The organism is Sphingobium trunci, assembly GCF_022664535.1.
Taxonomy (GTDB): Bacteria; Pseudomonadota; Alphaproteobacteria; order Sphingomonadales; family Sphingomonadaceae; genus Sphingobium.
This window is the reverse complement of record NZ_JAKUJY010000008.1, coordinates 133,152-159,432: the sequence shown is the minus strand read 5'-3', so window position 1 is coordinate 159,432 and position 26,281 is coordinate 133,152. Positions and strand designations below refer to the sequence as shown.

The 26,281-nt window shown below is 66.5% G+C and carries 24 protein-coding genes; 17 read left to right on the top strand and 7 right to left on the bottom strand.

Annotation, left to right across the window (positions count from 1 at the left end; genetic code table 11):
• The first annotated feature begins 9 nt into the window (after positions 1–9).
• Positions 10–2,259: a S8 family peptidase gene (locus MJ601_RS09855; RefSeq protein WP_242125818.1), complete on the top strand. Its 2,250-nt coding sequence runs from the start codon at positions 10–12 to the stop codon at positions 2,257–2,259.
• A 201-nt stretch (positions 2,260–2,460) separates the two neighbouring features.
• Here MJ601_RS09855 and MJ601_RS09850 read toward each other — a convergent pair whose 3' ends face one another.
• Together MJ601_RS09850 and MJ601_RS09845 are read right to left on the bottom strand one after the other, a co-directional pair.
• Positions 2,461–3,339, bottom strand: coding sequence for an LOG family protein (locus tag MJ601_RS09850; RefSeq protein ID WP_242125816.1), 879 nt, complete (start codon positions 3,337–3,339; stop codon positions 2,461–2,463).
• Positions 3,340–3,380: 41 nt separating this feature from the next.
• Positions 3,381–4,064 (bottom strand): extensin family protein, encoded by a 684-nt coding sequence (locus MJ601_RS09845; RefSeq protein ID WP_242125814.1) that lies wholly within the window; start codon positions 4,062–4,064, stop codon positions 3,381–3,383.
• 160 nt (positions 4,065–4,224) lie between these two features.
• Here MJ601_RS09845 and MJ601_RS09840 point away from each other — a divergent pair, with 160 nt between their 5' ends.
• The 3 genes from MJ601_RS09840 to MJ601_RS09830 all read left to right on the top strand — a co-directional run bounded on the left by MJ601_RS09840 (position 4,225) and on the right by MJ601_RS09830 (position 8,306).
• Positions 4,225–5,397 carry a phosphoserine transaminase gene (locus MJ601_RS09840; protein ID WP_242125812.1) on the top strand — a complete coding sequence of 391 codons (1,173 nt, stop codon included), beginning with the start codon at positions 4,225–4,227 and terminating at the stop codon, positions 5,395–5,397.
• Positions 5,398–5,517: 120 nt separating this feature from the next.
• A complete protein-coding gene (gene serA, locus MJ601_RS09835) occupies positions 5,518–7,098 on the top strand; it encodes a phosphoglycerate dehydrogenase (RefSeq protein ID WP_242125810.1) in 1,581 nt (526 codons plus the stop codon).
• 71 nt (positions 7,099–7,169) lie between these two features.
• Positions 7,170–8,306: an ATP phosphoribosyltransferase regulatory subunit gene (locus tag MJ601_RS09830; RefSeq protein ID WP_491572903.1), complete on the top strand. Its 1,137-nt coding sequence runs from the start codon at positions 7,170–7,172 to the stop codon at positions 8,304–8,306.
• Here the strand turns inward: MJ601_RS09830 and MJ601_RS09825 are convergent.
• Positions 8,300–9,127, bottom strand: a complete 828-nt coding sequence (locus tag MJ601_RS09825) for an alpha/beta fold hydrolase (protein WP_491572902.1) — start codon at positions 9,125–9,127, stop codon at positions 8,300–8,302. The genes MJ601_RS09830 and MJ601_RS09825 overlap by 7 nt on opposite strands.
• Positions 9,128–9,454: 327 nt before the next feature.
• Here MJ601_RS09825 and MJ601_RS09820 point away from each other — a divergent pair, with 327 nt between their 5' ends.
• The 3 genes from MJ601_RS09820 (at position 9,455) to MJ601_RS09810 (ending at position 11,799) form a co-directional block, all read left to right on the top strand.
• Positions 9,455–10,744, top strand: coding sequence for an adenylosuccinate synthase (locus MJ601_RS09820; RefSeq protein WP_242125805.1), 1,290 nt, complete (start codon positions 9,455–9,457; stop codon positions 10,742–10,744).
• Positions 10,745–10,892: 148 nt separating this feature from the next.
• Complete coding sequence (locus MJ601_RS09815) at positions 10,893–11,075, top strand: hypothetical protein (protein ID WP_021239778.1); 183 nt, start codon at positions 10,893–10,895, stop codon at positions 11,073–11,075.
• A gap of 154 nt (positions 11,076–11,229) precedes the next feature.
• Positions 11,230–11,799 carry an NADPH-dependent FMN reductase gene (locus MJ601_RS09810; RefSeq protein ID WP_242125803.1) on the top strand — a complete coding sequence of 190 codons (570 nt, stop codon included), beginning with the start codon at positions 11,230–11,232 and terminating at the stop codon, positions 11,797–11,799.
• 349 nt (positions 11,800–12,148) lie between these two features.
• Here the strand turns inward: MJ601_RS09810 and MJ601_RS09805 are convergent, their stop codons facing one another.
• Entirely contained in the window at positions 12,149–12,742 is a 594-nt protein-coding gene (locus tag MJ601_RS09805; protein WP_242125801.1) for a Pr6Pr family membrane protein, read from the bottom strand.
• Between the two features lie 180 nt (positions 12,743–12,922).
• On the opposite strand from MJ601_RS09805, the gene MJ601_RS09800 reads away from it, so the two are divergent.
• Positions 12,923–13,807, top strand: a complete 885-nt coding sequence (locus tag MJ601_RS09800) for a bestrophin family protein (RefSeq protein ID WP_242125798.1) — start codon at positions 12,923–12,925, stop codon at positions 13,805–13,807.
• A 4-nt stretch (positions 13,808–13,811) separates the two neighbouring features.
• On the opposite strand, the gene MJ601_RS09795 is transcribed toward MJ601_RS09800, so the two are convergent.
• Positions 13,812–15,143, bottom strand: a complete 1,332-nt coding sequence (locus MJ601_RS09795) for a dicarboxylate/amino acid:cation symporter (RefSeq protein ID WP_242125796.1) — start codon at positions 15,141–15,143, stop codon at positions 13,812–13,814.
• Between the two features lie 182 nt (positions 15,144–15,325).
• The gene (gene pdxH / locus MJ601_RS09790; protein WP_242125794.1) at positions 15,326–15,901 is read right to left on the bottom strand and encodes a pyridoxamine 5'-phosphate oxidase; all 576 of its coding nucleotides are present in this window, start codon (positions 15,899–15,901) and stop codon (positions 15,326–15,328) included.
• Between the two features lie 151 nt (positions 15,902–16,052).
• Here pdxH and MJ601_RS09785 point away from each other — a divergent pair, with 151 nt between their 5' ends.
• The 5 genes from MJ601_RS09785 (at position 16,053) to MJ601_RS09765 (ending at position 21,138) form a co-directional block, all read left to right on the top strand.
• On the top strand, positions 16,053–16,985 hold the full coding sequence (locus MJ601_RS09785) for a DnaJ C-terminal domain-containing protein (RefSeq protein ID WP_242125792.1): 933 nt from the start codon (positions 16,053–16,055) through the stop codon (positions 16,983–16,985).
• A 14-nt stretch (positions 16,986–16,999) separates the two neighbouring features.
• Positions 17,000–17,971, top strand: coding sequence for a YihY/virulence factor BrkB family protein (locus MJ601_RS09780; RefSeq protein WP_242125790.1), 972 nt, complete (start codon positions 17,000–17,002; stop codon positions 17,969–17,971).
• The gene (fabI, locus tag MJ601_RS09775; protein WP_242125788.1) at positions 17,968–18,774 is read left to right on the top strand and encodes an enoyl-ACP reductase FabI; all 807 of its coding nucleotides are present in this window, start codon (positions 17,968–17,970) and stop codon (positions 18,772–18,774) included. The genes MJ601_RS09780 and fabI overlap by 4 nt, the downstream gene beginning before the upstream one ends.
• Positions 18,775–18,863: 89 nt before the next feature.
• Entirely contained in the window at positions 18,864–19,940 is a 1,077-nt protein-coding gene (aroC, locus tag MJ601_RS09770) for a chorismate synthase (RefSeq protein WP_242125786.1), read from the top strand.
• A gap of 409 nt (positions 19,941–20,349) precedes the next feature.
• Positions 20,350–21,138 (top strand): PhzF family phenazine biosynthesis protein, encoded by a 789-nt coding sequence (locus tag MJ601_RS09765; RefSeq protein ID WP_242125784.1) that lies wholly within the window; start codon positions 20,350–20,352, stop codon positions 21,136–21,138.
• Positions 21,139–21,236: 98 nt separating this feature from the next.
• Here MJ601_RS09765 and MJ601_RS09760 read toward each other — a convergent pair whose 3' ends face one another.
• The gene (locus MJ601_RS09760) at positions 21,237–22,358 is read right to left on the bottom strand and encodes a serine hydrolase domain-containing protein (RefSeq protein ID WP_242125782.1); all 1,122 of its coding nucleotides are present in this window, start codon (positions 22,356–22,358) and stop codon (positions 21,237–21,239) included.
• Positions 22,359–22,453: 95 nt separating this feature from the next.
• On the opposite strand from MJ601_RS09760, the gene MJ601_RS09755 reads away from it, so the two are divergent.
• The 4 genes from MJ601_RS09755 (at position 22,454) to MJ601_RS09740 (ending at position 26,276) form a co-directional block, all read left to right on the top strand.
• Positions 22,454–22,768: a hypothetical protein gene (locus MJ601_RS09755; RefSeq protein ID WP_242125780.1), complete on the top strand. Its 315-nt coding sequence runs from the start codon at positions 22,454–22,456 to the stop codon at positions 22,766–22,768.
• 49 nt (positions 22,769–22,817) lie between these two features.
• Positions 22,818–24,587 (top strand): DNA helicase RecQ, encoded by a 1,770-nt coding sequence (recQ, locus tag MJ601_RS09750; protein WP_242125778.1) that lies wholly within the window; start codon positions 22,818–22,820, stop codon positions 24,585–24,587.
• A 73-nt stretch (positions 24,588–24,660) separates the two neighbouring features.
• Positions 24,661–25,089: a TIGR01244 family sulfur transferase gene (locus MJ601_RS09745; RefSeq protein ID WP_242125776.1), complete on the top strand. Its 429-nt coding sequence runs from the start codon at positions 24,661–24,663 to the stop codon at positions 25,087–25,089.
• A gap of 2 nt (positions 25,090–25,091) precedes the next feature.
• On the top strand, positions 25,092–26,276 hold the full coding sequence (locus MJ601_RS09740; RefSeq protein ID WP_242125774.1) for a BaiN/RdsA family NAD(P)/FAD-dependent oxidoreductase: 1,185 nt from the start codon (positions 25,092–25,094) through the stop codon (positions 26,274–26,276).
• Positions 26,277–26,281 lie beyond the last annotated feature (5 nt).

Genomic DNA, 26,281 nt, shown 5'->3' with positions numbered 1-26,281 from the left:
GAAAGGGTCATGGACAAGCAAAGCATCCGCCGTCGTGCCACCGGGCTGACGCTCGCGCCGTTTCTGTTGCTGGCCGCCTGCGGCGGGGGCGGGGGAGTCCAGTCGGCCCCCGCGCCCACGCCGACCGCGACGCCGACTCCCACCCCGGCGCCATCGCCCACCCCCGCACCCGTCAATTACGACACCGCCGAATTTCGCCGCTCGACCGGCCCGTCGCAACATGGCGCGCTCGCCGCCTATAATGCGGGCGCCAGCGGGGCGGGCGTGACGGTTGGCATCATCGACAGCGGCATTGCGCGATCGAACAGCGAATTTGCGGGGCGCATCAGCCCCGCCTCGGCCGATTTCGCGGGCAACGGCTCGATCGAGGATCAAGGCGGCCATGGCACCGCGGTCGCCACGGTCCTGGCGGCGGCCCGCGACAATGTCTTCGTGCAGGGCATGGCCTGGGGCTCCACCATCCTGGCGCTGCGGACGGATACGCCGGGCAGTTGCACCGGGACCGGCAAGAATGGCTGCGCCTTCGAGGATGGCGCCATCAGCCAGGCGCTCGACCATGCCCGCACCAACGGCGCCCGTGTCGTCAATATCTCGCTGGGCGGCGATTCCGCCTCGCAGGGATTGCTGGACGCGGTCAGCCGGGCGACGGCGGCGGGCATCATCATCGTGGTGTCGGCGGGCAATGATGGACAGGCCGCGCCGGACGCGTTCGCCGCCAGCTTTTCCGCCGCCAGCGTCAGCCTTGGCCTTGTCATCATCGCCGGATCGGTCAATGCGGCGAATGTGCGCAGCAGCTTTTCCAACGCGGCGCAGGGTTTTGAGGGCAATACGCTGTTCGCGCTGGGCGAATCGGTGCTGTCGCAGGACCAGACCGGGGCGCATTTCCTCTATGACGGCACCTCCTTCTCGGCGCCGCAGATCGCAGGCGCGGCGGCCTTGCTGGCGCAGGCCTTCCCGGCCCTTAGCGGCGCGCAGATCGTCGACCTGCTGCTGTCGCGCGCCACCGATGCGGGGGCGGCGGGCACCGATTCCGTCTATGGCCGGGGCATATTGAACATCGCCGCCGCCTTCGCGCCGCAGGGCGCGACCAGTCTTGCGGGCAGCGCCGTGCCGGTGTCGGTCACCAGCAATGCCAGCCTGTCGAGTGCGATGGGCGACGCAGGCGGCACGGCATCGGCCAGCGCCGTGATGATCGACCGGCTGGGCCGCGCCTATCGGCTCGATATCGGCCGCACGCTAACCCCCGCCGCCCAGTCCCTGACGCTGACGCCGTCGCTGCTCGACCGGCGGACCCATGTGGCGCTGGACGCTGGACCAGCGACTCTTTCGCTCAGCCTCGCCCCCGCGCGCATCGGTCCCGCCAATCCTGGCGGCCTTGCCCTGCCGCCCGATCCGCAGGCCCGCAGCCGGCCGATGTCGGGCAGCATCGCCCTGTCGCTGAACGCGCGGACCCGCGTCATGCTGGGCCTGTCGGAAAGCGCCGACAGGGACAGCGCGAGCGCGCCCGGCGATTTTCTGGTCGCCCGGTCCGCCGCGGCATCGCCGGGCTTCGACCGGATCGGCATGACCAGCCTTGGCGTCCGGACCGTCCTTGGACCCGGCTTGGCGCTGATGGCCTCGATGGAGAGCGGCAGGGTGATGGATCATGAGCCGGTCACGGCGCACCCCGATCGGCGGGACCGCTATGCCATGGCGCGTTTCGGATGGGAGGCGAGGGGCGCCGCGTTCGACTTCCATGGCGGCCTGTCCCTGCTCCGGGAGGAAAACAGCGTGCTGGGCGCCCGCTTCGGCCCGGCCTTGGGAGCAGGGGCGGGTACGACGCTGTTCGTGGACATGGGCGCGACGTTCGACGCCGGTTCAGGCTGGACGCTGGCGGTGGGGGCGCGCCACGGCTGGACCCGCGCGACGGCGCTGCGTCTGCAAGGCAGCGCCTGGTCGCTCGATGCCGGCCGTGACGGATTGCTGGGCAGGCATGACCGTTTCGCGCTGCGCCTGTCGCAGCCTTTGCGGGTCGACAGGGGTGGGCTCGACCTGTTGCTCCCCGTCTCCTATGACTATGCCAGCGGGACGGCGCTGATGGAGCGGCGACGCCTTTCGCTCGCGCCGCAGGGGCGACAGATCGACGCGGAGGCGAGCTATGGCCTGCCGGCCGCGGGCGGATGGCTCGGCCTCAACAGCTATTGGCGGCGCCAGGGCGGCAATATCGCGGCCATGCCCGACGAGATCGGGGCCGCCCTGCGCTACAATCTGGATTTCTAGAGCGATTTCCAGTCAGATGGCATCATCTGACGGTTCAGAAATCGCGTGAAATCAAAAGAATAGAGCGGTTTTCGATCTGATTCCATCAGATCGAAAACCGCTCTAGGGCGTAAAGGCGGGAGCCGCTTTTAGGCACGAAAGGATGCGAAAAAACCAGCGCGCGCGACGGGCATCCGGTGCGACGCAGCGCGCGCTGATTCCTCAGCCGCAGCCGGGGGTCTCGCTGTCCTGATAGAAGGCCTGCACGGCTTCCCAGGCTTCCTCGGCCGTCTCGACCCAGGTCAGCAGGTTGAGGTCCGACGGAGAGATCACGCCCTCGTCGGCCAGCGCCTCGAAATCCACCACCCGCGTCCAGAATTCGCGCCCGAACAGCAGGATGGGGATCGGCTTCATCTTGCCGGTCTGGATCAGCGTCAGCAGCTCGAACATCTCGTCGAACGTGCCGAAGCCGCCGGGGAACACGGCCAGCGCCCGCGCCCGCAACAGGAAGTGCATCTTGCGCAGCGCGAAATAGTGGAACTGGAAGCTCAGTTCCGGCGTGACGAAGCGATTGGGCGCCTGTTCATGCGGCAGGACGATATTCATGCCGATGGTGGTCTGGCCGACATCGTCCGCGCCGCGATTGGCCGCTTCCATGATCGACGGGCCGCCGCCGGAACAGACCACGAAATGGCGGCAACCCGCTTCATTCACCGGATATTGCGCCGCGATCCGCGCCAGCTTGCGCGCTTCGTCATAATAGCGCGCCTTCCGGCCCAGATTTTCGGCGATGCGCCTCTGCTCGGGCGTGGTGGCGGCATCGATCCGCGCCTGCACCTGATCGGGTTCGGGAATGCGGGCGGAGCCGTAGAAGACGAAGGTCGATTCGATCTTCGCCTCATCCATCAGCAATTGCGGCTTCAGCAATTCAAGCTGGAAGCGGACCGGGCGCAGATCCTCGCGCAGCAGGAATTCGGTGTCCTGGAAGGCGAGGCGATAGGCCGAACTGCTGGTCTGGGGGGTTTCGACGCCCTTGCGGGCATCGGCGGCTTCCTGACGGGCGGGGCGGAATTTGCGTTCTTCGATTTCTTTTCTGGTCATTTCCAGCAAGCTAGGACGCGAACGTGACAAAGCCAAGGCGCTTATCGGCAAAAGCCGCCTCTTCCTCCCATATCGAAGTGAAAATGGTCGTGATGGGCGGCGTTGTAATCCGGGCTGAGCACCGTCCTGAACCGCTTGCAGGCGCTGGCATGCACGATTTCCAGGAACTGCCGGGTCCGCTTGTCCCCGTTCCAGTCCTTTTCGATCGAAATGCGCCGCCCGTCGCTCAGGACGAAGGCCGACACGTCGATCGCATTGCTGTGCGCATGTTCGGACAGCTTGCCGCTGCCCGCGATCGGGCGGCAATTATAGGTGCCGAAGGTCTCGATCCTCTCAATCTCCGCGCCCAGGATCAGCCGTGCGGCGGGCTGCACGCCATAGCGTGCCCAGGCCGCGAAATTGGCCGCCAGATCGCAGGTCATCGCGCCCAGATTGGTGGCGGGCACGCCGATATCGATCAGCTTGACGCTGCCATAAGCGCTGCATCCGCCGCCGAAATTCTGGTCGGGCAGGGGGGTGAAGAGGATGGATTGGGAGGTCAGCTTCGCCATGCACTGGCGCACTTCCATCGCCGGTGGCGTTGCCGGGCGCGCCGTCCTGACGGGCCTGGAGGGGCGTTCCACGCGTCCGGGCGGAACCAGATCGCCACCGCAGCTCGCCAGCGTCAACATGACCGCCAGCGCCAGGCCGCGAAAGATCGCCTTCCCCCTTACCCGCTCGAACATGAGGGCAGCATTTACCACGTCCGGCTGGCTCAGGGGTTAACGGCGGACTCGGTTCATCGCACCGAGACATTCGCCTTGACTCTTTTGCCGGAGACTTTAGGGCGGCCAGCGGGCCACGCGGTCCCAACGCCGCGCGTGCTCTCTGCAAGGAGAAGCGTACATGACTGATATGATCGCCGCAGACGCCACCATTGCGCCTGCCGCCAAGCCGACGACCAAGCCGGCCAAGAAACCCGAACGCCCCTTTTTTTCTTCCGGTCCCTGCGCCAAGCCTCCGGGCTGGAGCGCCGACAAGCTGAGCGCTGAATCCCTCGGCCGCTCGCACCGCGCCAAGATCGGCAAGACCCGTCTCGCTTATTGCATCGACCTGATGCGCGAACTGCTCAACCTGCCCGAAACCCACCGCATCGGCATCGTCCCCGGTTCCGACACCGGCGCCTTCGAAATGGCGATGTGGACGATGCTGGGCGCGCGCCCGGTGACGACGCTGGCCTGGGAAAGCTTCGGCGAGGGGTGGGTGACGGACGTCGCCAAGCAGTTGAAGCTCGACCCGACGATCATCCGCGCCGATTATGGCCAGCTGCCCGACCTTTCCACCGTCGATTTCTCGAACGACGTGCTGTTCACCTGGAACGGCACCACCTCGGGCGTGCGCGTGCCCAATGCCGACTGGATTCCCGCCGATCGCGAGGGGCTGACCTTCGCCGACGCGACGAGCGCGGTGTTCGCCTATGACATCGACTGGGCGAAGATCGACGTCGCCACCTTCTCCTGGCAGAAGGTGCTGGGTGGCGAGGGCGGCCATGGTGTGCTGATCCTGGGCCCCCGCGCGGTCGAACGCCTCGAAACTCACACGCCCGCCTGGCCGCTGCCCAAGGTGTTCCGCCTCGTCTCGAAGGGGAAGCTCGCCGAGGGCGTGTTCAAGGGCGAAACGATCAACACCCCCTCGATGCTGGCCGTCGAGGACGCGATCTTCGCTCTCGAATGGGGCAAGTCGGTGGGCGGTGCCGCTGGCCTGATCGCGCGCAGCAACGCCAATGCGGCGGCCCTGAACAGGATCGTCGAGGAACGCGACTGGCTCGGCCATCTCGCCGCCGACGAAGCCTCGCGCTCGACCACCAGCGTCTGCCTGACCGTCGAGGGTGCGGACGAAGCCTTCATCAAGAGCTTCGCCGCTCTGCTGGAGAAGGAAGGCGCCGCCTACGACGTCGCGGGCTATCGCGACGCCCCGGCAGGCCTGCGCATCTGGTGCGGCGCGACCGTCGAAACCGCCGACATCGAGGCGCTCGGTCCCTGGCTCGACTGGGCCTATGCGACCGTGAAGGCTGCCTGACCCCTATTTCCTGACGTCGCCCCGGCCCTGAGCCGGGGTCCCGCTTCTTCTTCCGTCCGTCCGCTGAGAAAGCGGGGCCCGGGTCAAGCCCGGGGCGACGGCAAACATAGGATATTCCAGATGCCCAAAGTCCTTATTTCCGACAAGATGGACCCCCGCGCCGCCGCGATCTTCCGTGAACGCGGCGTCGAAGTCGACGAGATCACCGGCAAGACCCCGGACGAGCTGAAGGCGATCATCGGCCAGTATGACGGCCTCGCCATCCGCAGCTCGACCAAGGTCACCAAGGATATTCTCGACCACGCCACCAACCTCAAGGTCATCGGCCGCGCCGGGATCGGCGTCGACAATGTCGACATCCCGGCCGCCTCGTCCAAGGGCGTGATCGTGATGAACACGCCGTTCGGCAACTCGATCACCACTGCCGAACATGCCATTGCCCTCATGTTCGCGCTGGCCCGCCAGCTTCCCGAAGCCAACGCCCAGACGCAGCAGGGCCTGTGGCCGAAGAACGGCTTCATGGGCGTCGAAGTCACCGGCAAGACGCTGGGCCTGATCGGCGCGGGCAATATCGGCTCGATCGTCGCCAGCCGCGCGCTCGGCCTCAAGATGAAGGTCGTCGCCTTCGATCCCTTCCTGACCCCGGAACGCGCGGTCGAGATGGGCGTGGAAAAGGCCGACCTCGACACGCTGCTGGCGAAGGCCGACTTCATCACGCTGCACACGCCGCTGACCGACCAGACCCGCAACATCCTGTCGAAGGAAAATCTCGCCAAGACCAAGAAGGGCGTGCGCATCATCAACTGCGCCCGTGGCGGCCTGATCGACGAAGCCGCGCTCAAGGAAGCGCTGGATTCGGGCCATGTCGCCGGCGCCGCGCTCGACGTGTTCGCGACCGAACCGGCGAAGGAATCGCCGCTGTTCGGCACCCCCAACTTCATCTGCACCCCGCATCTGGGCGCATCGACCGATGAAGCGCAGGTCAATGTCGCGCTCCAGGTGGCCGAGCAGCTCAGCGATTATCTGCTCGACGGCGGCATCACCAATGCGCTGAACGTGCCGTCGCTCTCGGCGGAGGAAGCCCCGAAGCTCAAGCCCTATATGGCGCTGGCGGAGGAACTGGGCAGCCTGGTCGGCCAGCTTGAGGGCGACCGCATCCAGAGCGTCGCGGTCGAGGTCGAGGGCCATGCCGCCGAACTCAACCAGAAGCCGATCACGGCGGCGGTGCTGGCCGGGCTGATGCGCGTCTATTCCGACACGGTGAACATGGTCAACGCGCCCTTCCTGGCGAAGGAACGCGGCCTCGACGTGCGCGAGGTGCGCCATGACCGCGAGGGCGATTACCAGACGCTGGTGCGCGTCACCGTAAAGACGGAAAATGGCGACAAGTCGGTCGCGGGCACGCTGTTCGGCCATGCCCAGCCGCGCCTGGTCGAACTGTTCGGCATCAAGGTCGAAGCCGATCTCGCCGGGCACATGCTCTATATCGTCAACCAGGATGCGCCCGGTTTCATCGGCCGCCTGGGTTCGACGCTGGGCGAGGCGAACGTCAACATCGGCACCTTCCACCTCGGCCGCCGCAACCAGGGCGGCGAAGCGGTGCTGCTGCTCTCGGTCGACGGCGTGGTGAACGAGGCCGTCCTCAGCGACATCTGCAAGCTGGCGGGCGTCAAGACCGTCAAGCTGCTGCGCTTCGCCTGATCGCGCCGGGGCTTGAAGATGGTTCGGGCTGGCCTATTGCGTATAATCCGCTAAAGGGCCAGCCCATGACCATGACGAGCGCCACGATCCCGCCCGGCCTCCTCCCCGAAGGACTGTCAGACCGCCTGCCGCCGCAGGCAGAGGCTTCCGCGCGCCTGGCGCGCCGCGTGCTCGATACCGTCGCCACCCATGGCTATGAGCGCGTCATGCCGCCGATCGCGGAGTTCGAGGAAACGCTGGTCGGCCGCCTGAAATCGATGAAGGCGCAGGATCTTGTCCGCGCCATCGATCCGGTGTCCCAGCGCAGCCTGGCGCTGCGCCCCGACATGACCGCGCAGGTGGGCCGCATCGCCGCCACCCGTCTCGCCGCCGCGCCGCGCCCGCTGCGCCTCTCCTATGCCGGGCCGGTCATCCGCCTGCGCGCGAATCAGCTCCGCCCGGAACGCGAGCGGTTCCAGGTCGGCGCCGAACTGATCGGCAGCGACAGCGTCGCCGCCGCAGTGGAAATCGTGAATGTCGCCATCGAAGCGCTGCAGGCCGCTGGCGTCACCGGCATCACCATCGATTTCACCCTGCCGGACCTGATCGACACGCTCGCCGCCGGACCGCTGCCGCTGGCCCCGCAGGAGATCGAGGCGGTTCGCACCGAACTCGACGCCAAGGATGCGGGCGCGCTCACCGCGATCAGCCCCGCTGCCGCTGCCTATCTGCCGCTGATCGAGGCGACCGGTCCCTTCCACGCCGCGATGGAGCGGCTGGAAGCGCTCAGCGCCGACCTCGGCGGCGCCATCGACAGCCGCATCGCGGGCCTGCGCGCCATCGCCAGGCCGATCGGCTGGGACATCACCCTGACGCTTGACCCAACCGAGCGCCACGGTTTCGAATATCAGAACTGGTTCGGCTTCTCGATCTTTGCCGAGGGCTTCACCGGCGAGATCGGCCGGGGCGGCAGCTATGCGATCATCCGCGCCGATGGTTCGGAGGAACCGGCCATGGGCTTCTCGCTCTATCCCGATCCGCTGATCGATGCGGGCTTCGGCGGCGAATCCCCCCGTCGCCTGTTCCTGCCACTGCACCATGACACGGCCCGCGCGGCTGAACTGCGTGCGGAAGGCTGGCAGACCATCGCCGCGCTGACGGGGCAGGAAAATGGCGAGATACTGCGCTGCTCGCACTGGCTCGACGGCGCGGAACCCCGCGCCTACTGATCGAAGACGCGTTTCAGCCAGCGATCGACGATGGCGGTCCCCGGATAATCGGGATCGCCCATCGACCGGTTGATCTGCATATGCCCCCGCAGGCCCTGCCCCTCCAGCGCCTCGATTTCCACGGGCGTTCCCGCCTTGCGCAGCGCTGCCGCCAGTTCCTCCGACTGCGCCGTCCCGTCCGCCCGGTCGACATGCAGGATCAGGAAGCCCGGCGCATTGGGCTGTTCGGCATGGAAGGTCGGTGACAGTGCCTTCTGCCGCGCGGGATCGGTGCCGAAGGCCTGCTCATAGGTGCCCGCCATGAAGCGGTTGCCCTCGGCCATCTGCCTGGGCACATCATAGGCCGCGCCATCCAGCGGAATCACGCCGCGCACCGCGTCGGGCTGCAACCCGGCCCTGGCGAAATAGCGCATGTCCGTGCCCGCCAGCGCCACCAGATGCGCCCCCGCGCTATGCCCCATCAGCACGATTCGGTCCGGATCGAAGCCCAGCACCCTGGCCTTCCCGCGCAGATAGGCCACGGCATCGGCCACATCCTGCGCCTGTTGCTCCACCGTCGCATCGGGCACCAGCCGGTAGTTGATCGACGCGAAGGCATAGCCCAGGCCATGATAATGGCCGACCTTCTCCGCGCCGGTGGCATTGTCCTTGCTCCCGCGCTTCCACCCGCCGCCATGGACGAAGATGATGAGGGGCGCCTTCTTCGTTTCGCTTGTCGTCGCGGCGGGCCAGTAATCCAGCACCTGCGACGCATCCTTGCCATAGGCCATGGTCTGGCCGCCCGGCGCCTTCTGTCCGGCGCCTTGCTGACCCTCGGCCATCCGCGCCCGCCAGCGTTCGCGTAGGCCCTGCGCCTCCACGCCCGATCCGATGACCGCCAAAGCCAGAACCGCACCCAGAGAGAATCGCCGCATAGGTCGCAACCCCTTCCCAATCCCGAACCCGATCCTGCCACAGCGCCCGATCCCGTAAACCCGCCGCGCTGTATCAAAGTGTAATCCCTGCGCCTTGACGCGCCGGCCGCTCCCGGCTAACGCGCGCCCCGCACAGGGCGCCCATGCTGTCGGCGCGCCCACTCTATCCCACCGGCATGCCGAGTCCCGTCGAAGGGCATGGCCGGTCCGCGCGGCGGGCGGAGGACTGTATCTGTGGCAAATGTGACCGTGATCGGCGCCCAATGGGGCGACGAAGGCAAGGGCAAGATCGTCGACTGGCTGTCGGAGCGTGCCGACGTCGTCGCCCGCTTCCAGGGCGGCCACAATGCCGGCCACACGCTGGTCGTGGGCGAGAATGTCTACAAGCTCTCCCTGCTCCCCTCGGGCATCGTGCGCGGCACGCTGTCGGTGATCGGCAATGGCGTGGTGCTGGACCCCTGGCACTTCCGCGACGAGGTCGCCAAGCTCAGGGGGCAGGGCGTCGCCATCACGCCTGAAAACCTCCAGATCGCGGAAACCTGCCCGCTGATCCTGCCCTTTCACCGCGACCTGGACGGCCTGCGGGAGGACGCGTCGGGCGCGGGCAAGATCGGCACCACCCGCCGCGGCATCGGCCCGGCCTATGAGGACAAGGTCGGCCGCCGCGCCATCCGCGTCTGCGACCTTGCCCATCTCGACGATCTCGGCCCGCAGCTCGACCGCCTGACCGCGCACCACGATGCCCTGCGCGCGGGCTTCAACGAAGCGCCGATCGACCGCGACGCGCTGATGGCGGAACTCACCGACATCGCCAGCTTCATCCTGCCCTTCGTCAAGCCCGTCTGGCTGACGCTCAACAAGGCGAAGGCCGAAGGCAAGCGCATCCTGTTCGAAGGCGCGCAGGGAACCCTGCTCGACATCGACCATGGCACCTATCCCTTCGTCACCTCCTCCAACACTGTCGCGGGCACGGCGGCGAGCGGCACCGGCCTTGGCCCCAGCGGGGCCGGCTTCGTGCTCGGCATCGTCAAGGCCTACACCACCCGCGTCGGCTCCGGCCCTTTCCCGACCGAGCAGGAAAATGACGTCGGCCAGCGCCTTGGCGAACGCGGCCATGAATTCGGCACCGTCACCGGGCGCAAGCGCCGCTGTGGCTGGTTCGACGCGGTGCTGGTGCGCCAGTCGGTCGCCGTGTCGGGCGTCACCGGCATCGCCCTCACCAAGCTCGACGTGCTGGACGGCTTCGATGAACTGAAGATCTGCGTCGGCTACCGGATCGGCGACCAGAGCTTCGACTATCTCCCCGCCCATGCGCAGGATCAGGCGAAGGCCGAACCGGTCTACGAGACGATCGAGGGTTGGCAGGATACCACGGCGGGCGCCCGCAGCTGGGCGGACCTGCCCGCGCAGGCGATCAAATATATTCGCCGGATCGAGGAACTGATCGGCTGCCCGGTCACGCTCGTCTCCACCAGCCCGGAGCGCGAGGACACGATCCTCGTGCGCGATCCCTTCGCGGATTAGCATGTGCGGCCATTCAGTCCATGGCGGGCTGCACATGCCGGTTTTCTGCGCTTCCGGTACTCACGTGCCGGAAGCACGCTGCGCGCCGGTTCTCGAAACCCGGCATTTTCGCCTCGCCCTGAACTGAATATCCACCCATGCTCCTGCCATGACTGACAAACGATTCGAGCGCCACAAGCAGCCCTGGACGGCGGATGAGCTGCAAAAGCTCCACACGCTGGCGAAGAAGGGCATGGCGCTGAAAGCCATCGCCAAGGCTCTGACCCGCAGCGAGGAATCGGTGAAGGCCCGCGCCAAGCAGGACGGACTGAGCATCGCGAAGCTGCGATAGCCGCGCTGAAATGATGGTGCTCCCGCGCAGGCAGGAGCCCCGTCCCGGGCGTGCAACCATCTTCCTGCCGTCATGGGAACGGGCAGCAGCTTGAGGCACTGGACGGCGCCTCTTGGGGGTGCGACACTTGCCTTCCCCTTCAAGGAAGGCCCCCATGGCGCTCGATATCCTCGTCCTTTACGGCTCCTACCGGCGCGGCCGCCTTGGCATCCGGCTGGCCGATTATCTGGTCGGCGGCTTCCAGGCCCTGGGCCACAAGGCCGAACTGATCGACGCCAGGGCCGTCGGTCTTCCCATGCTCGACCTGCGCTACAGCGACTATCCGCCTGGCGAGGCGCCCGCCGCCATGGCGGCGCTGGCGGAAAGGCTCACCGCCGCCGATGCCTTCGTCTTCGTCGCGGGCGAATATAATCGCGGCGTCCAGCCGGGCCTCAAGAATCTCACCGACCATTTCCTCAAGGAATTCGACCGCCGCCCCGCGGGCGTGGCGAGCTATTCCATGGGCCGCTATGCCGGTGTGAACAGCCATGCCAACTGGACGGTGACGCTGAACGCCATGGGCATGACCGTCATCCCCGACCGCCTCGGCGTCGGCCAGATCGGCGACACGCTCGACGCCGAATCCCGCCCCCATGGCGAAGGCGGCGCCGCACTCGAACGCGGCTTTGCCAGCTTCGCGCGCAATCTCGTCTATTGGGCCGAGGCTGTCCGGAAAGCCGGATGAGGACATGCTCCTTTCGTATTTGGTTTTCCGCATTTTCCGAGCCAGCAGCTGATGCCGCCTGCTTCGAAAATGCCCTGGCGATGCGGATGGCAGCTTGCTGCCTGGTCGTAGCTGGGTGAGGGGGTGCGATCTACAGGATCGCGGGCCTTCAACCCGCCCCTCACTTTTCCCTGTCCTATCGTCGCCCCTCCGCGCTAAGCCATGGCCCGGCTCTTTGAAAATCCGACATGATCCGCTGGATAGCGGGCCCCGGGAATGGCGGTTTCCATGCCCCTCCATCGTGTCACCTATGTCACCCAAATCCTGCAGGATGGCATGACGGACCACGGCGGCGAAGCGCTGGAACGCATCAACCCCGCCGCACCCCGCGGCCCAGCAGCCGGTCCATCCACAGCAGCGCATAGCCCGCGATCAGGAAGCCTGCCGCGATCGTCAGCGCGTTCAGCAGAACCTGCCCGATCCCCAGCCTGGCGACATTGATGAAGGGATAGGCATATGTCCCCTCCATCGCCCCGCGCAGCAGCGCATAGGGCAGATAGGCTCCCGGAAACACCGCCCACCATAGCGGATCGCTCCGGCGCAGCTTGCCCTTGGGCGCGCAGGCGATCCACCAGAGCACCGCCAGCACCGGCACCAGCTTGTGCAGCAGCAGATCGGCCAGCACCGCGCCTCCGCTCAGGCTCATCAGCCCGCGCAGCAACAGGCCGTAGACCACGCCGACCAGCAGGATCGCCATCGTCACCCCGCCGATCCGCCGCGCCGTCACCCGCGCGCCCAGCGCCACTCCGGCGAAGGCCAGCGCCACCGCCGCGTTGGTCCATATGGTGAAATAGCGCGCCAGAACCCACAATGTCCCGCCCACCGATCCGCTCTGGTCGAATGTCGCATGGAACTGGATCGCCAGCCCGGCCGCCGCGGTCAATGCCACGACCCCGGCTGTCATCCGCTTCGGTCCTCGCCTCACGCCCCCGCCTCCGTTCCGCACTGCACCGGGCGATCGCCGCAACCGCCGCCCGACCCTATCCTTGCAGGGTTTCATTACGACAGGGATATTTTATTGCAACGGACCGGACATATCGCGACCACCGGACGTTGGCGCCGTCCAGTCCTTCAGGAGACCCGCATGATCGTCAACGCCGTTCCCAACATGCGCACGCTCGCCGCCGAAGTGTGGAAACCTCTGGCCCTGCTCTTCATCTGGGACTGCGCGGTGACGGTGACCTATTATGGGCTGCCCTTCAAGGCGCCGTCGCTGCCGCTCACCCTCTTCGGTTCGGCGCTGGCGCTGTTCCTCGGCTTTCGCAGCAACTCCTCCTACCAGCGCTGGTGGGAGGGGCGCATCCTGTGGGGCGCGATGATCAATGCCTCGCGCAGCCTGGCCCGCGCCACCCGCAATTTCCTGCCCGATCCGGAGGCGAAGGATCTGAAGCGCGAAATCATCAAGCGCCAGATCGCCTATGTGAACGCGCTGCGCCTGCAACTGCGCCGCCAGCCGATCGACGAAACGGTCACGTCCTTCCTGCAGGAAAGGGACAGGGGCCTTGCGCTCGCCCGCGCCAACCCGGCCAACGGCCTGCTCGACAGCACCGGCCGCCGCATCGACCTTGCCCGGCGGGAAGGCTGGATCGACACTATCCAGCAGACCCAGATGGAGCGGGTGCTAGTCGACATCGCCAATGCCCAGGGCGGAATGGAGCGGCTCAAGAACACGCCGCTGCCGATCCAGTATCGCTTCCTGCCGACCTTCTTCACCCATCTCTTCTGCCTGCTGTTGCCGATCGGGCTGGTGGAGACGCTGGGTTTCGCGACCCCGCTGGGATCGACCGTGGCCGGCCTCATGTTCCTGGCGGTGCTGCGCATCGGGGACGACCTGGTCGATCCCTTCGCCAATGCGGTCCATGACGTGCCGCTGGCGGCGATGTGCCGGACGATCGAGATCGACCTGCTGCAATCCATCGGTGACGAAGCGCCCCCGCCGGTCCAGCCGGTCAGGGGCATCCTCTGGTAACGGATCAGCCCTGCCGCTCGTCGTCCACCATGTCCGACGCCAGTTCCAGCCCGGCGCGGCCATGCGCGGGCGTGTGGGCGGGTGCCTTGGGATGGGCCACATATTCGGGTTCCTCGACCTCCAGCATCCCTTCCCATTTGGTGATGACGGATGTGGCGATGGCATTGCCCAGCACGTTGGTGGCGGTGCGGCCCATGTCCATGAAATGGTCGACCGCGAGGATGAAGGCCACGCCCTCCACCGGCAGGTCGAACTGGCCCAGCGTCGCGGCGACCACCACCAGCGACGCGCGCGGCACGGCGGCGATACCCTTGCTGGTCACCATCAGGACGAGGAGGATGGTGATCTGCGTCGCAATCGGCAGGTCGATGCCATAGGCCTGGGCGATGAAGATCGTCGCGAAGGTCGAATACATCATCGACCCGTCCAGATTGAACGAATAGCCCAGCGGCAGCACGAAGCTGTAGATGCGGCGCGGTACGCCGAACCGGTCGAGCTGCTCCAGCATCTTCGGGTAAGCGGCTTCGGACGAGGCGGTGGAAAAGGCGATCAGGATCGGTTCGCGCACATAGCGGACCAGCTTCACCATCCGCTTGCCGAGGAAGATCGATCCCGCCGCGAACAGCAGCAGCCACAGCGCGAGCAGCGACAGGTAGAATTCGCCCACCAGTTCGCCGAAGGTCTTGAGCACGCCCAGCCCTTCGGTCGTCACCACCGACGCCAGCGCCCCGAACACGGCGAAGGGGGCGACCCGCATGACATAGCCCGTCACCTGCAGCATCAGCTCGACCATCGCCTCGATCACGGTGACGATGGGCTTGCCCTTTTCCCCGATGGCGGTCAGTGCCACGCCGACGAACAGGGAAAAGACGACGATCTGCAGGATCGAATTTTCCGCCATCGCCCCGACCATGGAGGTCGGGAACACATGCAGGATGAAGTCGCGGAAGTTGAGCGCCTCGGTGCTGACGCCGCTGTCCGCGCCCGACCGGACCAGGTTCAATCCTTCGCCGGGCGCGAAGAAATTGACGAAGATCAGGCCCAGCGTCAGCGAAATCAGGCTGGCGATGATGAACCAGGCGAGCGCGCGCCCGCCGATCCGCCCCAGCGCCGCGCTGTCGCCCATATGGGCAATGCCCGCGACCAGTGTGGAGAAGACCAGCGGCGCGATGATCATCTTGATCAGATGCAGGAAGATGTCGGCCAGCAGATGATAATAGCCCGCCACATCCTTCGCCAGGCCCTTGTCGCCACCCACCCACATATTGGTGGCGAAGCCCACGATCACCCCCAGAACCATGCCCGCAAGGATGAACGCCGTCAGTCGATTTCGCATCTTGTTCCTTTAACCGCCGCGTTTGCCGCGCTGCATAACTGTTCCGGTCCCGTATGGCGGCTACACCTAACAGGCACCCGAAGCGCCCGCAATCGAGCTGCGCCGGGCTGTCATCGCGTTAGACGAATGAGAGCACAGATTCCGCGCCGCCTTTTCCAGCGGCCGCGCCGGGACGACGAGCTTCAGGGGTAGAGCAGCCCCTCGCGCCAGCCCGCCTCCGTCCGTTCGAACAGCCGGCGCTCATGCAGGCGATGCTCGCGGTCCTGCCAGAATTCGATGCGCTCGGGATCGACGCGAAAGCCCGACCAGTGCGGCGGGCGGGGCACGGGGCCGCCCGCGAACCGCAGGCTGACTTCCTCATAGCGGGCCATGAAGACATCCCGCGATTCCAGCGGACGCGACTGGTCCGATGCCCATGCGCCCAACTGGCTGTCGCGGCTGCGCGTCGCGAAATAGGTGTCTGCGATGGCATCGTCCACAGCGCCCACCGGCCCCTCGATCCGGATCTGGCGCCGCAGCGATTTCCAGTGGAACAGCAGCGCAGCATGGGGATTTTCCAGCAGCTCGGCCGCCTTGCGCCCCTCGAAATTGGTGTAGAAGATGAAGCCGTCCGGCCCATGTCCCTTCAGCAGCACCATGCGCAGCGAAGGACGCCCGCGCGCATCGGCCGTGGCCAGCGCCATGGCGTTGCTGTCATTGGGTTCGGTTTCCCGCGCCTCGGCGTACCAGGCGTCGAACAGGGCAAAGGGATCGGTCATGCGTGCCGGTTTACGCGGCGGATAAAGCCATGTCGATAAGGCTTTCCCACGCTTGAACCATCCCGCCGCTTTCGCCACATAGGGCCAGGACGGATGGCATTCAGCCCATGCGTCCAACGGGTTTTTCAAGCAAAAGGACATGTTACCGGCGATGGCTGCTGATCCCTACTCCACATTGGGCGTCGCGCGCGGCGCGAGCGAGGCAGAGATCAAGTCCGCCTACCGGAAGCTCGCCAAGGAACTGCACCCCGACCGCAACAAGGATAATCCCAAGGCCGCGGAGAAATTCTCCGCCGTCACCAGCGCCTATGACCTGCTGTCGGACAAGGACAAGCGCGCCCGGTTCGACCGTGGCGAGATTGACGGTGAAGGCAACCCCACCGCGCCCTTCGGCTTCGGCGGAGGCAGTGGCGGTTTTCGCGGCCATCCGGGACAGGGCGGCGGTTTCGAGTTCAACGAGGGCGGCGCGGATTTCGGCGATATTTTCGAAGGGCTGTTCGGCGGCGGGCGGCGCGCGGGCGGCGGCGGAGGCTTTGGCGGCTTCGGTCGCGGCGCCCCGCCGCAAAAGGGCGCCAATGTCTCCTATCGCCTGGCCGTCCAGTTCGTCGACGCGGCGACCCTGGCCCCGCAGCGGATCACGCTGCAGGACGGCAAGACCATCGACCTCAAACTGTCCGCAGGCGTCGAGACCGGCACGCAGATGCGCCTGTCGGGCAAGGGCCAGCCCGGACCCGCCGGTGCGGGCGACGCCATCGTGACGATCGAGATCAAGCCGCATGCCTTCTTCACCCGCGACGGCGACAATGTGCTGCTCGACCTGCCGATCACGCTCGATGAAGCGGTGAAGGGCGCGAAGGTCAAGGTGCCCACGGTCGATGGCCCGGTGATGCTGGGCGTCCCCGCCGGCGCGACCTCCGGCAAGACGCTGCGCCTGCGCGGCCGGGGTTTCCATGGCAAGGGCGGCCAGCGCGGCGACCAGCTCGTCACCCTGTTGATCGATGTGCCCGCCCAGGATCCGGCGATCCAGGCGCTCGTCGAGGGCTGGCACGACAGCCGCGCCGTGCGGACCCATCTGGGCGTTTGAGGGGTTAGGGGAGGATGCCGCAACCGTCTCCCCTGTCACCCGAATCCCGCCGCAAACACATCACGGAAGAGGCCCGCGCCCAGCTCAACCGCCATCTCGACCGTGTGCGGCCGGGCAGTCATGCCTTTGAAATCATGAAGCGGGTGGCCGTCGGCACCTATAGCGACGGCTTCATCCATGCGGGGAACCTCGCCTATCTGTCGCTGATGACGTTGTTCCCCTTCTTCATCGTGGCGGCGGCGGTGGCCAGCATCTTCGGCCGGTCGCAGGACGGCCTCGCCGCGGTCAATGCCTTTCTGGAAAATGTGCCGCGGGGCGTCGCCGACGTGGTGCGTCAGCCGATCCATGACGTCCTCCATGCCCGCACCGGACCGCTGCTCTGGCTGGGCGGTCTGGTGGGCCTCTGGACGGTCGGCAGCCTCATAGAGACGATCAGGGACATATTGCGCCGCGCCTACGGCACCAAGAGCACGCGTCCCTTCTGGCATTATCGCCTGACCGCCATCGGCATCACGCTGATCAGCGTGTTCGCGGTGATGTTCGCCTTTTCCCTGCAGGTCATCATCACTGGTGTGGACCAGTTCCTGCACAATATCCTGCCCTTTGCCGATGACGCGATCCAGATCGTCAGCCTGACCAAGATGGTGCCGATGGCGATATTGGGCGTGGCGCTCTACTATCTCTACGTCTCCCTCACCCCCAGCCTCTACAAGGACCCGCGCTTCCCCAAATGGCCGGGCGCGATCGCCACGACATTGTGGTGGTATGGCGTCACCCTGCTGCTTCCGCCCACCCTTTCGCTGCTGGGCGGCTATGACCGCACCTATGGCAGCCTGGCCGGCGTGATGATTACGCTGATTTTTTTCTTCCTAGTCGGGCTTGGCGTGGTAATTGGCGCGGAATTGAATGCGGCGCTGGCGGAATTCCCGGAAGAGGAAGCCCAAGCCGCCGCGCAGGCCGATAAAGGGAATGGAACGACGGAATGACAGGCTTGATGGCGGGAAAACGCGGTCTGATCATGGGTCTGGCGAACGACAAGTCGCTGGCCTGGGGTATTTCGAAGGCGCTGCATGCGCAGGGCGCGGAACTGGCCTTCTCCTATCAGGGCGAGGCGCTGGCCAAGCGGGTCCGGCCGCTGGCGGCGGAACTGGGTTCGGACCTGCTGATCGATTGCGACGTGTCCGACATGGACAAGCTGGACGCCGCTTTCGACGAGTTGAAGGCGAAGTGGGGGAAGCTGGACTTCGTGGTCCACGCCATCGGCTTTTCCGACAAGAATGAGCTGCGCGGCAAATATGTCGACACCAGCCTGGAAAATTTCCTGCTGACGATGAACATCTCCGCCTACAGCTTCGTCGCCGTCGCCAAGCGCGCGCGCGAACTGATGCCAGAGGGCGGCAGCCTGCTGACCCTGAGCTATTATGGCGCGGAAAAGGTGATCCCGCATTATAACGTCATGGGCGTGGCCAAGGCGGCGCTGGAAACCAGCGTCAAATATCTGGCGATGGATCTGGGACCGGAAAATATCCGCGTCAACGCGATCTCGGCCGGGCCGATCAAGACGCTCGCGGCCAGCGGCATCGGCGACTTCCGCTACATCATGAAGTGGAACGAGCTGAACAGCCCGCTTCGCCGCAACGTGACGATCGAGGATGTGGGCGGCGCAGGCCTCTATCTCTTGTCCGATCTCGCGGCAGGGGTGACGGGCGAAGTCCACCATGTCGACGCGGGCTACAACGTCATCGGCATGAAGGCCGAGGATGCGCCGGACATCGCGCTGGAGAAGTAACGAGACCCTCTCCCGCCGGGGGGAGGGCAGGGCCCGGCGCGAAGCGGCGGGAGGGTGAGGGCAATCACCTCATCCAAAAGGCAGGACATATGAGCTTCAACACCTTCGGCCGCGTCTTCCGCTTCTCGACCTGGGGCGAGTCCCATGGGCCCGCCATCGGCGCGGTTGTCGACGGCTGCCCTCCCGGCCTGCCCCTGAGCGAAGCCGACATCCAGCCCTTGCTGGACAAGCGCAAGCCCGGCACGTCGAAATTCACGACCCAGCGCCGGGAAGCGGACGAGGTGCGCATCCTCTCCGGCGTGTTCGAGGGGCGGACCACCGGCACCCCGATCAGCCTGATGATCGAGAATACCGACCAGCGCTCCAAGGATTATGGCGACGTTGCCAAGGCCTATCGCCCCGGCCATGCCGACTATGCCTATGACGCCAAATATGGCTTTCGCGACTATCGCGGCGGCGGCCGCTCCTCCGCCCGCGAGACGGCCTCCCGCGTGGCCGCCGGCGCCGTCGCGCGGCTCGTCATCCCCGATGTCGACATCTTCGCCTATGTCAGCGAGATTGGCGGCGACGCGATCGACCTTGCCCGCTTCGATGCGGGCGAGATCGACAACAACCCCTTCTTCTGCCCCGATCCGCAGGCCGCGAAGCGCTGGGAAAAGCTGGTGGATGATGCGCGCAAGGACGGCTCCTCGCTCGGCGCGGTGGTCGAGTGCGTGGCGAGTGGCGTTCCCGCGGGCTGGGGCGCGCCGCTCTATGCCAAGCTCGACAGCGAACTGGCCGCCGCGATGATGAGCATCAACGCGGTCAAGGGCGTGGAGATCGGCGATGGCTTCGCCGCCGCCCGCCTGCGCGGCGAGCAGAATGCCGATCCCATGCGGCCGGGCAATGACGGCAAGCCCGTCTTCCTCGCCAATCATGCCGGGGGCATAGCGGGCGGCATCTCCACCGGCCAGCCGGTCAAGGTCCGCATAGCCTTCAAGCCGACCAGCTCTATCCTGATCCCGGTCGAAACCGTCACACGCGAAGGCGCTGCATCGGACATCATCACCCGGGGGCGGCACGACCCCTGCGTCGGCATTCGCGGCGTGCCGGTGGTGGAGGCGATGATGGCGCTGGTACTGGCGGATCAGAAACTTCTCCACCGGGCCCAGTGCGGCGACGACTGAAAGCGCCGAATCGAGCCTTAATTTCGGTAAAGACGCGATTCTGTCGAGACGACTCGCTCAATCTGCGGTAACATCATTGTCACAGATCGCCCGCGGGAGGGCGAGCGGCAGTGCGTAAGCCTGGGGAGCGCCATTCCTCTGCAACCTTCGGGTTCAGCATGGATTGGCGGTCAAAACGTCCCCTTCAGCCGCGAACACGGGCCAGCCATGCAACCATGGCTGGCCCATTTCGTTTCCACCTCCCCACGACGCCCGATCGGTAATTGACCGACCATGGATCCCATTGCCACGCCGCGGGTGTTGCCTGGCCGATTCTGCTTCGGGCGGCGCAGACCATTTCCGGCGAAGCGGCCCTGTAAAGCCGCCCCTCGCGACAGCATGATGGCGTCAAAGCCGAAAAGGACCGCCCATGACCAGCCTGCCCTTCACCCAGGTCGACGCCTTCGCCGACGCCCCGTTCACCGGCAATCCTGCCGCCGTGATGCCGCTTGGCCAATGGCTGGACGATGCGACGCTTCAGAGGATCGCGGCGGAAAACAATCTCTCCGAAACCGCCTTCACCGTGCCCACGCCTGATGATCCGGAGGCGGACTATGCCCTGCGCTGGTTCACGCCCGCCGTGGAGGTCAAGCTGTGCGGCCATGCCACGCTGGCGAGCGGCCATGTGCTGATCGGCGGCAACATCGCGGTTCGTTTCCGTACGCGCGATGCCGGCGTGCTCACCGTCTCGCGGGACCGCGACGGCTACACCCTGTCATTGCCTGCATGGTCGATGGAGCCGCGCCCCTTGCCCGATCTGGCGGCGGGCCTGGGCGGCCATCCCGTCGAATCGCATTGGCGCGATGGCGGCTATAGCCTGTTCCTCTTTCCCGATGCGGCGGCGGTGCGTGCCCTGAAACCCGATTTCGCGGCGCTCAAGGCTCTGGGCGACATCATGCTGATCGCCACCGCGCCGGGGGATGACAGCGATATCGTCAGCCGGGTCTTCGTTCCCGGCGCCGGTATCGATGAAGACCCGGTCACCGGTTCGGCCCATTGCCTGCTGACCCCCTTCTGGGCGCCGCGCCTCGGCAGGACGAAATTCAGCGCCTGGCAGGCTTCGGCCCGTGGCGGCCGCCTGGGCTGCCGCCTTTCGGAAGGGCGGGTGATGCTGACCGGCGCCTGCCGCACGGTGATAGAGGGCAGTTTCCTGCTCTAGACCATGATCCGATCGAGTTGAATCGGATCATGGTCTATTTGTCCTTGTTTTCCGCATTTTCCGAGCCAGCAGGTGATGCCACCTGCCTGGAAAATGCTCTAGCGGGGGAACAGCCCCACCAGCTTCGCCAGCGCGTCCTTCACCGCCTCCCGTTCTTCCTTGGCCGGGGACATGCCCAGCCGCACCACGGTCAGCCTCTGGGCGGGCGAAACGAGGATATATTGGCCGTCATGCCCGACGCAGCCGAACAGGCTGCCGGGCGCCCGGCCCGGCATCAGCGCGCTTTCCCCGCTATCCCTGTTGAGCCAGAGATGCGCGCCATAGGCCGCGTTGCGCGGAGAGGGCGTGCGCATATAGTCGATCCACTTTTCGGGCACGATCTGGTGCCCCGCAACCCCGCGCCCTTGGTTGCGCAGCAGTTCGCCGAAGCGGGCATAGTCCCGCGCCGTCATATGCAGGAAACTGCCGCCGATCATCGTTCCGGCCGCATCATATTCGACGGTCAGGCTTTGCAGGCGCGCCGGAATCTTCAACCGCCCGTCGACGAACATCTGCATGGCCCGCCGCCGCACGTCGGGATCGTCGCTGCTGGTCAGCATCCGCGTCATGAGATCGGTCAGAATCATGCTGTTGCCGGTCGAATAGGAAAAGACCGAACCCGGCCGGTGGGCGAGCGGTTTCGCCTCGGCAAAGGCGCCCATATTCTGCGCCCCGTCGGTGAACAGCATCCGCACCGTATCCGCCTGCGCCAGCGGTTCGGAATCCTCCGCATGGTCGAGGCCCGATGTCATCGCAAGCAACTGCCGCAGCGTGATCCTGCCCCTGGGATCGCCCGGCTGGCTCCAGGCCGGGACCGGCACCGGCGAATCCAGCGCCAGCCGTCCGTCCGCCACCATCAGCCCGATCAGCACCGCCGTGACGCTCTTGCCGATCGACCAGGACAGCAATTTGGTCCGTGGTCCGAAGCCGGGGGCATAGCGTTCCGCCACCATCTCCCCGTCATGCATGACGATCAGCGCGCGCGTCTCGCCCGCCTTGCCATCGAACAGGGGATCGATCGCCGCGCGCAGGGCGGCGGCATCGACGTCCGCATCGCCCGCGATATGGGCCGGGGGTTCGGGCGCGGCGGCGCGTACCGTCCACAGGCCCGCCGCCGCCAGCATCGCCAAAATGCCGCCCGCCGCGCCAAGGCGCTTTACGCTTTTCCGCTCAAGCCTCATAAGCCGCCGCCTAGAGCATTTCCGGCGCGGACGAAATAGTCCGCCGAACGGGGAATGCGGCGGCGAACACTGCATGATGCGTGCGAAGGGGAAGCATGTCCGGCCGATCGAGATGGATATATGCGGGGGCAGCGGCCGCGACCGCCGTAATATTGCTGTTCGCGTGGAATTTCAGCGCCCTGCGGGCCCATGCCCAGGTCGGGGCGGCATTCGGCGCGCGGATCACCTGCTCCTGCCGCTATGTCGAGGGGCGGTCGATGGACAGTTGCAGGGGAGACAAGGAACCCGGCATGTGGGCGGTCTCCCTGAAGGACCTCCCGGAATCGCAGTCGGTCAGTGCGGCCGTCCCGCTGCTCGCGTCCCGCACGGCCCATTATCGCGCCGGCTGGGGCTGTCTGCTGGAACCCTAGCGCCTGATGGCCCTAGTCCTCCACCGATTGTCCCGTTAGAGCCGCTCTCATGCATCCCGACATTCCGACCCTGTTGCACGATGTCTTCGGCTTTCCCGCTTTCCGGGGGGTGCAGGAACGGGTCGTCGGCCGCATCATGGCCGGCCAGCCGACGCTGGCGATCATGCCGACCGGCGCGGGCAAGTCGCTTTGCTACCAGCTTCCGGCGGTCGCGCTGGAGGGATGCTGCGTCGTCGTCTCACCGCTGATCGCGCTCATGCACGACCAGCTGCGCGCCGCGCAGGCCGTCGGCATCCGGGCCGCAAGCCTGACCAGCGTCGACGCGGACTGGCGGGAAACCCAGGACCGGCTGCGCAACAGCGAACTGGACCTGCTCTATGTCGCGCCCGAACGCGCCAGTGGCGAAGGCTTCCGCAACCTGCTGCGCGCCGCGAAAATCGGGTTGTTCGCCATAGACGAAGCCCATTGCGTTTCCGAATGGGGCCATGATTTCCGTCCCGACTATCGCCTGCTGCGTCCGCTGCTCGACGAATTTCCCGGCGTGCCGCGCCTTGCGCTCACCGCCACGGCCGATGCCCATACCCGCGACGATATTCTGGTCCAGCTCGGCATTCCGCGCGAAGGACTGGTCATTGCGGGCTTCGACCGGCCCAATATCCGCTACGCCGTCCGCCCGCGCGACGGCCTCGCCCGCCAGCTTTCCGACCTGATCGCCAGCAGCCAGGGGCCCGGCATCGTCTATGCGCCCACCCGCGCGGCGACGGAGAAGCTGGCCGAAACCCTTTCCCGCACCGGCCGTCCGACCCGCGCCTATCATGCCGGTCTCGATCCGCGGGTCCGGGCCGACAACCAGGCCGCCTTCATCGCCAGCGAGGATATGGTGATGGTCGCCACCATCGCCTTCGGCATGGGCATCGACAAGCCGGATGTCCGCTTCGTCGCCCATGCCGGGCTGCCCAAGTCGATCGAAGGCTATTATCAGGAATCCGGCCGCGCCGGGCGCGACGGCGAACCGGCGGAGGCCCACCTCTTCTGGGGCGCGGAGGATTTCGCCCGCGCCCGGATGCGCATTTCCGAACTCGACCCCGCCCGCCAGCAGGGGGAACGGACCCGCATTTCGGCGCTGGGCGCGCTGGTCGAAACCGGCACCTGCCGCCGCGCGATATTGCTGCGCCATTTCGGGGAGAATCCGCCAGCGACCTGCGGCAATTGCGACAATTGCCTCCATCCTCCCGCCAGCATCGATGCCACCCAGACGGCGCGCAAATTCCTCTCGGCGGTTTATCGCACCGGCCAGAGCTTCGGCGCCGGCCATATCGAATCGGTCCTGACAGGCGCGGTCACCGACAAGATTCGCGAACGGGGCCATGACCGTATCTCCGTCTATGGCATCGTCGACGGAGAGGAGACGGCGCTGTTGCGGCCGGTGTCCCGCGCCCTGCTGGTGCGCGACGCCTTGCAGACCACCGAACATGGTGGCCTTGAACTGGGCCCCAATGCCCGGCCGATCCTGCGCGGGGAGGAGGAGGTCAGCCTTGTCCTGCCGCCGCGCAGGCAGGGCCGCCGCACGGCCCGCGCCGGCGCTGCTGAAAATCCGGTGGGCGATCCGCTGTTCGACGCGCTGCGCGCCTGCCGCCGCGAACTGGCGCAGGAGGCGGGCGTGCCGCCCTATGTCATCTTCCATGATTCGACGCTGCGGGAAATGGCGGAACAGCGCCCGACCAGCCTGACCGAACTGGGACACATCAGCGGTGTCGGGCAGCGCAAGCTCGACGCCTATGGCGATGCCTTCCTCGCGGCGATCCGGCCCTTCGCCTGATCCCCGCCACCAATCCCCCTTGAATCGCGCGCTCCACAAGCGCATGGCAGCGCCCAAGAAGGAGTTTTGACCCATGTTCCGCCAGCTCACCAAAAGCATCTATGTATCCCCCCAGATCGGCGTCGATCAGGTGGCGGAAGCAAAGGCGCTGGGCGTGACCATGATCGTCAACAACCGCCCCGACGACGAGGAACCGGGCCAGACCAACGGCGCGGAGATCGAGGCCGCGGCGAAGGCGGCGGGCATCGCCTACGCCGCCGTTCCCGTGGCCCATGGCGGCTTTGCTCCCTGGCAGCTCGACGGCATGGCCGCCGCGCTCGACGGTGCGGGGGAGGGCAAGGTGCTGGCCTATTGCCGCTCCGGCACCCGCAGCACGCTGCTCTGGGCCCTGACCCGCGCCCGCGCCGGGGATCATCCGGCCGCGCTGACCGAGCAGGCCGCCTCGGCGGGCTATGACGTCACCCCTGTCCGCCAGATCATGGACGCGCTGGCCGCGGGCTGATCTTGTCCGGCCGTACCGAAAGCTACGACGCCATCGTCCTGGGCGCTGGCGGTGCGGGACTGATGTGCGCGGCCACTGCCGGCCAGCGGGGCAGGCGCGTCCTCGTCATCGACCATGCCGATCAGCCGGGAAAGAAGATCCTCATCTCCGGCGGCGGCCGCTGCAACTTCACCAATATCCATACCGCGCCGGACCGTTATCTGTCGGCCAATCCCCATTTCGCCAAGTCGGCGCTCGGCCGCTACACGCCCGGCGATTTCCTGGCCCTGGTCGAGCGCCATGGCATCGCCTGGCATGAAAAGACGCTGGGCCAGCTTTTCTGCGACCGCAGCGCCCGGCAGATCGTGGAGATGCTGCTGGCCGAATGCGAGGCGGGCGGGGTGACCATCCGGCTTGGCGACGCGATCGCCGACGTCGGCCATGTCGATGGCCGCTACCGCGTCGCTCATGGCGACAGGACCGCCTCGGCCCCCGCGCTCGTCGTCGCGACGGGCGGCCCCTCCATCCCGAAAATCGGCGCCACCGGCTTCGCCTATGATCTGGCGCGCCGGTTCGGCCACAAGATCGTCGAACCGCGCCCCGCCCTTGTCCCCCTGACCTTGGGCGGCGAGGATCTGCTGTTCCGTTCCCTCTCCGGCGTTTCCACCGAAGTCGTCGCCCGCCACGGCAAGACCGCCTTTCGCGAAGCCGCCCTGCTCACGCACAAGGGCCTTTCGGGTCCGGCGATCCTGCAAATCTCCTCCTATTGGCGTCATGGCGAGGCGATCGACCTCGATTTCCTGCCGGATCTGCCTGGCCACTGGCTGACCGAGACGAAGCGCGCCCGGCCGCGCGCCACGCTGGCGGCCCTGTTGCGCGTGCATCTGCCGGATCGCCTGGCCGACGTCCTGGCCGAACGCCTCGCTCTGCCCGGCGACCTCGGCAACCTGCCCGACCGCAAGCTGCAGGAGGCCGAACGCCAACTTGCCGGATGGCGCTTTACCCCCAATGGCACGGAGGGTTTCGCTAAGGCGGAGGTCACCATCGGCGGCATTTCGACCGCCGATCTTTCCTCCCGGACCCTCGAATCGCGCCATATTCCCGGCTTCCACGCGATCGGCGAAGCGGTCGACGTCACCGGCTGGCTGGGCGGCTATAATTTCCAATGGGCCTGGGCCAGCGGCTGGGCAGCGGCACAGGTACTCTGAGGAGG

Coding starts and splice junctions, on each gene's coding strand:
- MJ601_RS09845 (WP_242125814.1), bottom strand. CDS start 4,064: ATGTTCGAGCGGGTAAGGGGGAAGGCGATCTTTCGCGGCCTGGCGCTG.
- fabI (WP_242125788.1), top strand. CDS start 17,968: ATGACAGGCTTGATGGCGGGAAAACGCGGTCTGATCATGGGTCTGGCG.
- MJ601_RS09785 (WP_242125792.1), top strand. CDS start 16,053: ATGGCTGCTGATCCCTACTCCACATTGGGCGTCGCGCGCGGCGCGAGC.
- MJ601_RS09830 (WP_491572903.1), top strand. CDS start 7,170: ATGACGAGCGCCACGATCCCGCCCGGCCTCCTCCCCGAAGGACTGTCA.
- MJ601_RS09780 (WP_242125790.1), top strand. CDS start 17,000: ATGCCGCAACCGTCTCCCCTGTCACCCGAATCCCGCCGCAAACACATC.
- aroC (WP_242125786.1), top strand. CDS start 18,864: ATGAGCTTCAACACCTTCGGCCGCGTCTTCCGCTTCTCGACCTGGGGC.
- pdxH (WP_242125794.1), bottom strand. CDS start 15,901: ATGACCGATCCCTTTGCCCTGTTCGACGCCTGGTACGCCGAGGCGCGG.
- MJ601_RS09855 (WP_242125818.1), top strand. CDS start 10: ATGGACAAGCAAAGCATCCGCCGTCGTGCCACCGGGCTGACGCTCGCG.
- MJ601_RS09825 (WP_491572902.1), bottom strand. CDS start 9,127: ATGGCCGAGGGTCAGCAAGGCGCCGGACAGAAGGCGCCGGGCGGCCAG.
- recQ (WP_242125778.1), top strand. CDS start 22,818: ATGCATCCCGACATTCCGACCCTGTTGCACGATGTCTTCGGCTTTCCC.
- MJ601_RS09810 (WP_242125803.1), top strand. CDS start 11,230: ATGGCGCTCGATATCCTCGTCCTTTACGGCTCCTACCGGCGCGGCCGC.
- MJ601_RS09755 (WP_242125780.1), top strand. CDS start 22,454: ATGTCCGGCCGATCGAGATGGATATATGCGGGGGCAGCGGCCGCGACC.
- MJ601_RS09850 (WP_242125816.1), bottom strand. CDS start 3,339: ATGACCAGAAAAGAAATCGAAGAACGCAAATTCCGCCCCGCCCGTCAG.
- MJ601_RS09760 (WP_242125782.1), bottom strand. CDS start 22,358: ATGAGGCTTGAGCGGAAAAGCGTAAAGCGCCTTGGCGCGGCGGGCGGC.
- MJ601_RS09765 (WP_242125784.1), top strand. CDS start 20,350: ATGACCAGCCTGCCCTTCACCCAGGTCGACGCCTTCGCCGACGCCCCG.
- MJ601_RS09745 (WP_242125776.1), top strand. CDS start 24,661: ATGTTCCGCCAGCTCACCAAAAGCATCTATGTATCCCCCCAGATCGGC.
- MJ601_RS09815 (WP_021239778.1), top strand. CDS start 10,893: ATGACTGACAAACGATTCGAGCGCCACAAGCAGCCCTGGACGGCGGAT.
- MJ601_RS09840 (WP_242125812.1), top strand. CDS start 4,225: ATGACTGATATGATCGCCGCAGACGCCACCATTGCGCCTGCCGCCAAG.
- MJ601_RS09800 (WP_242125798.1), top strand. CDS start 12,923: ATGATCGTCAACGCCGTTCCCAACATGCGCACGCTCGCCGCCGAAGTG.
- MJ601_RS09795 (WP_242125796.1), bottom strand. CDS start 15,143: ATGCGAAATCGACTGACGGCGTTCATCCTTGCGGGCATGGTTCTGGGG.
- MJ601_RS09805 (WP_242125801.1), bottom strand. CDS start 12,742: ATGACAGCCGGGGTCGTGGCATTGACCGCGGCGGCCGGGCTGGCGATC.
- serA (WP_242125810.1), top strand. CDS start 5,518: ATGCCCAAAGTCCTTATTTCCGACAAGATGGACCCCCGCGCCGCCGCG.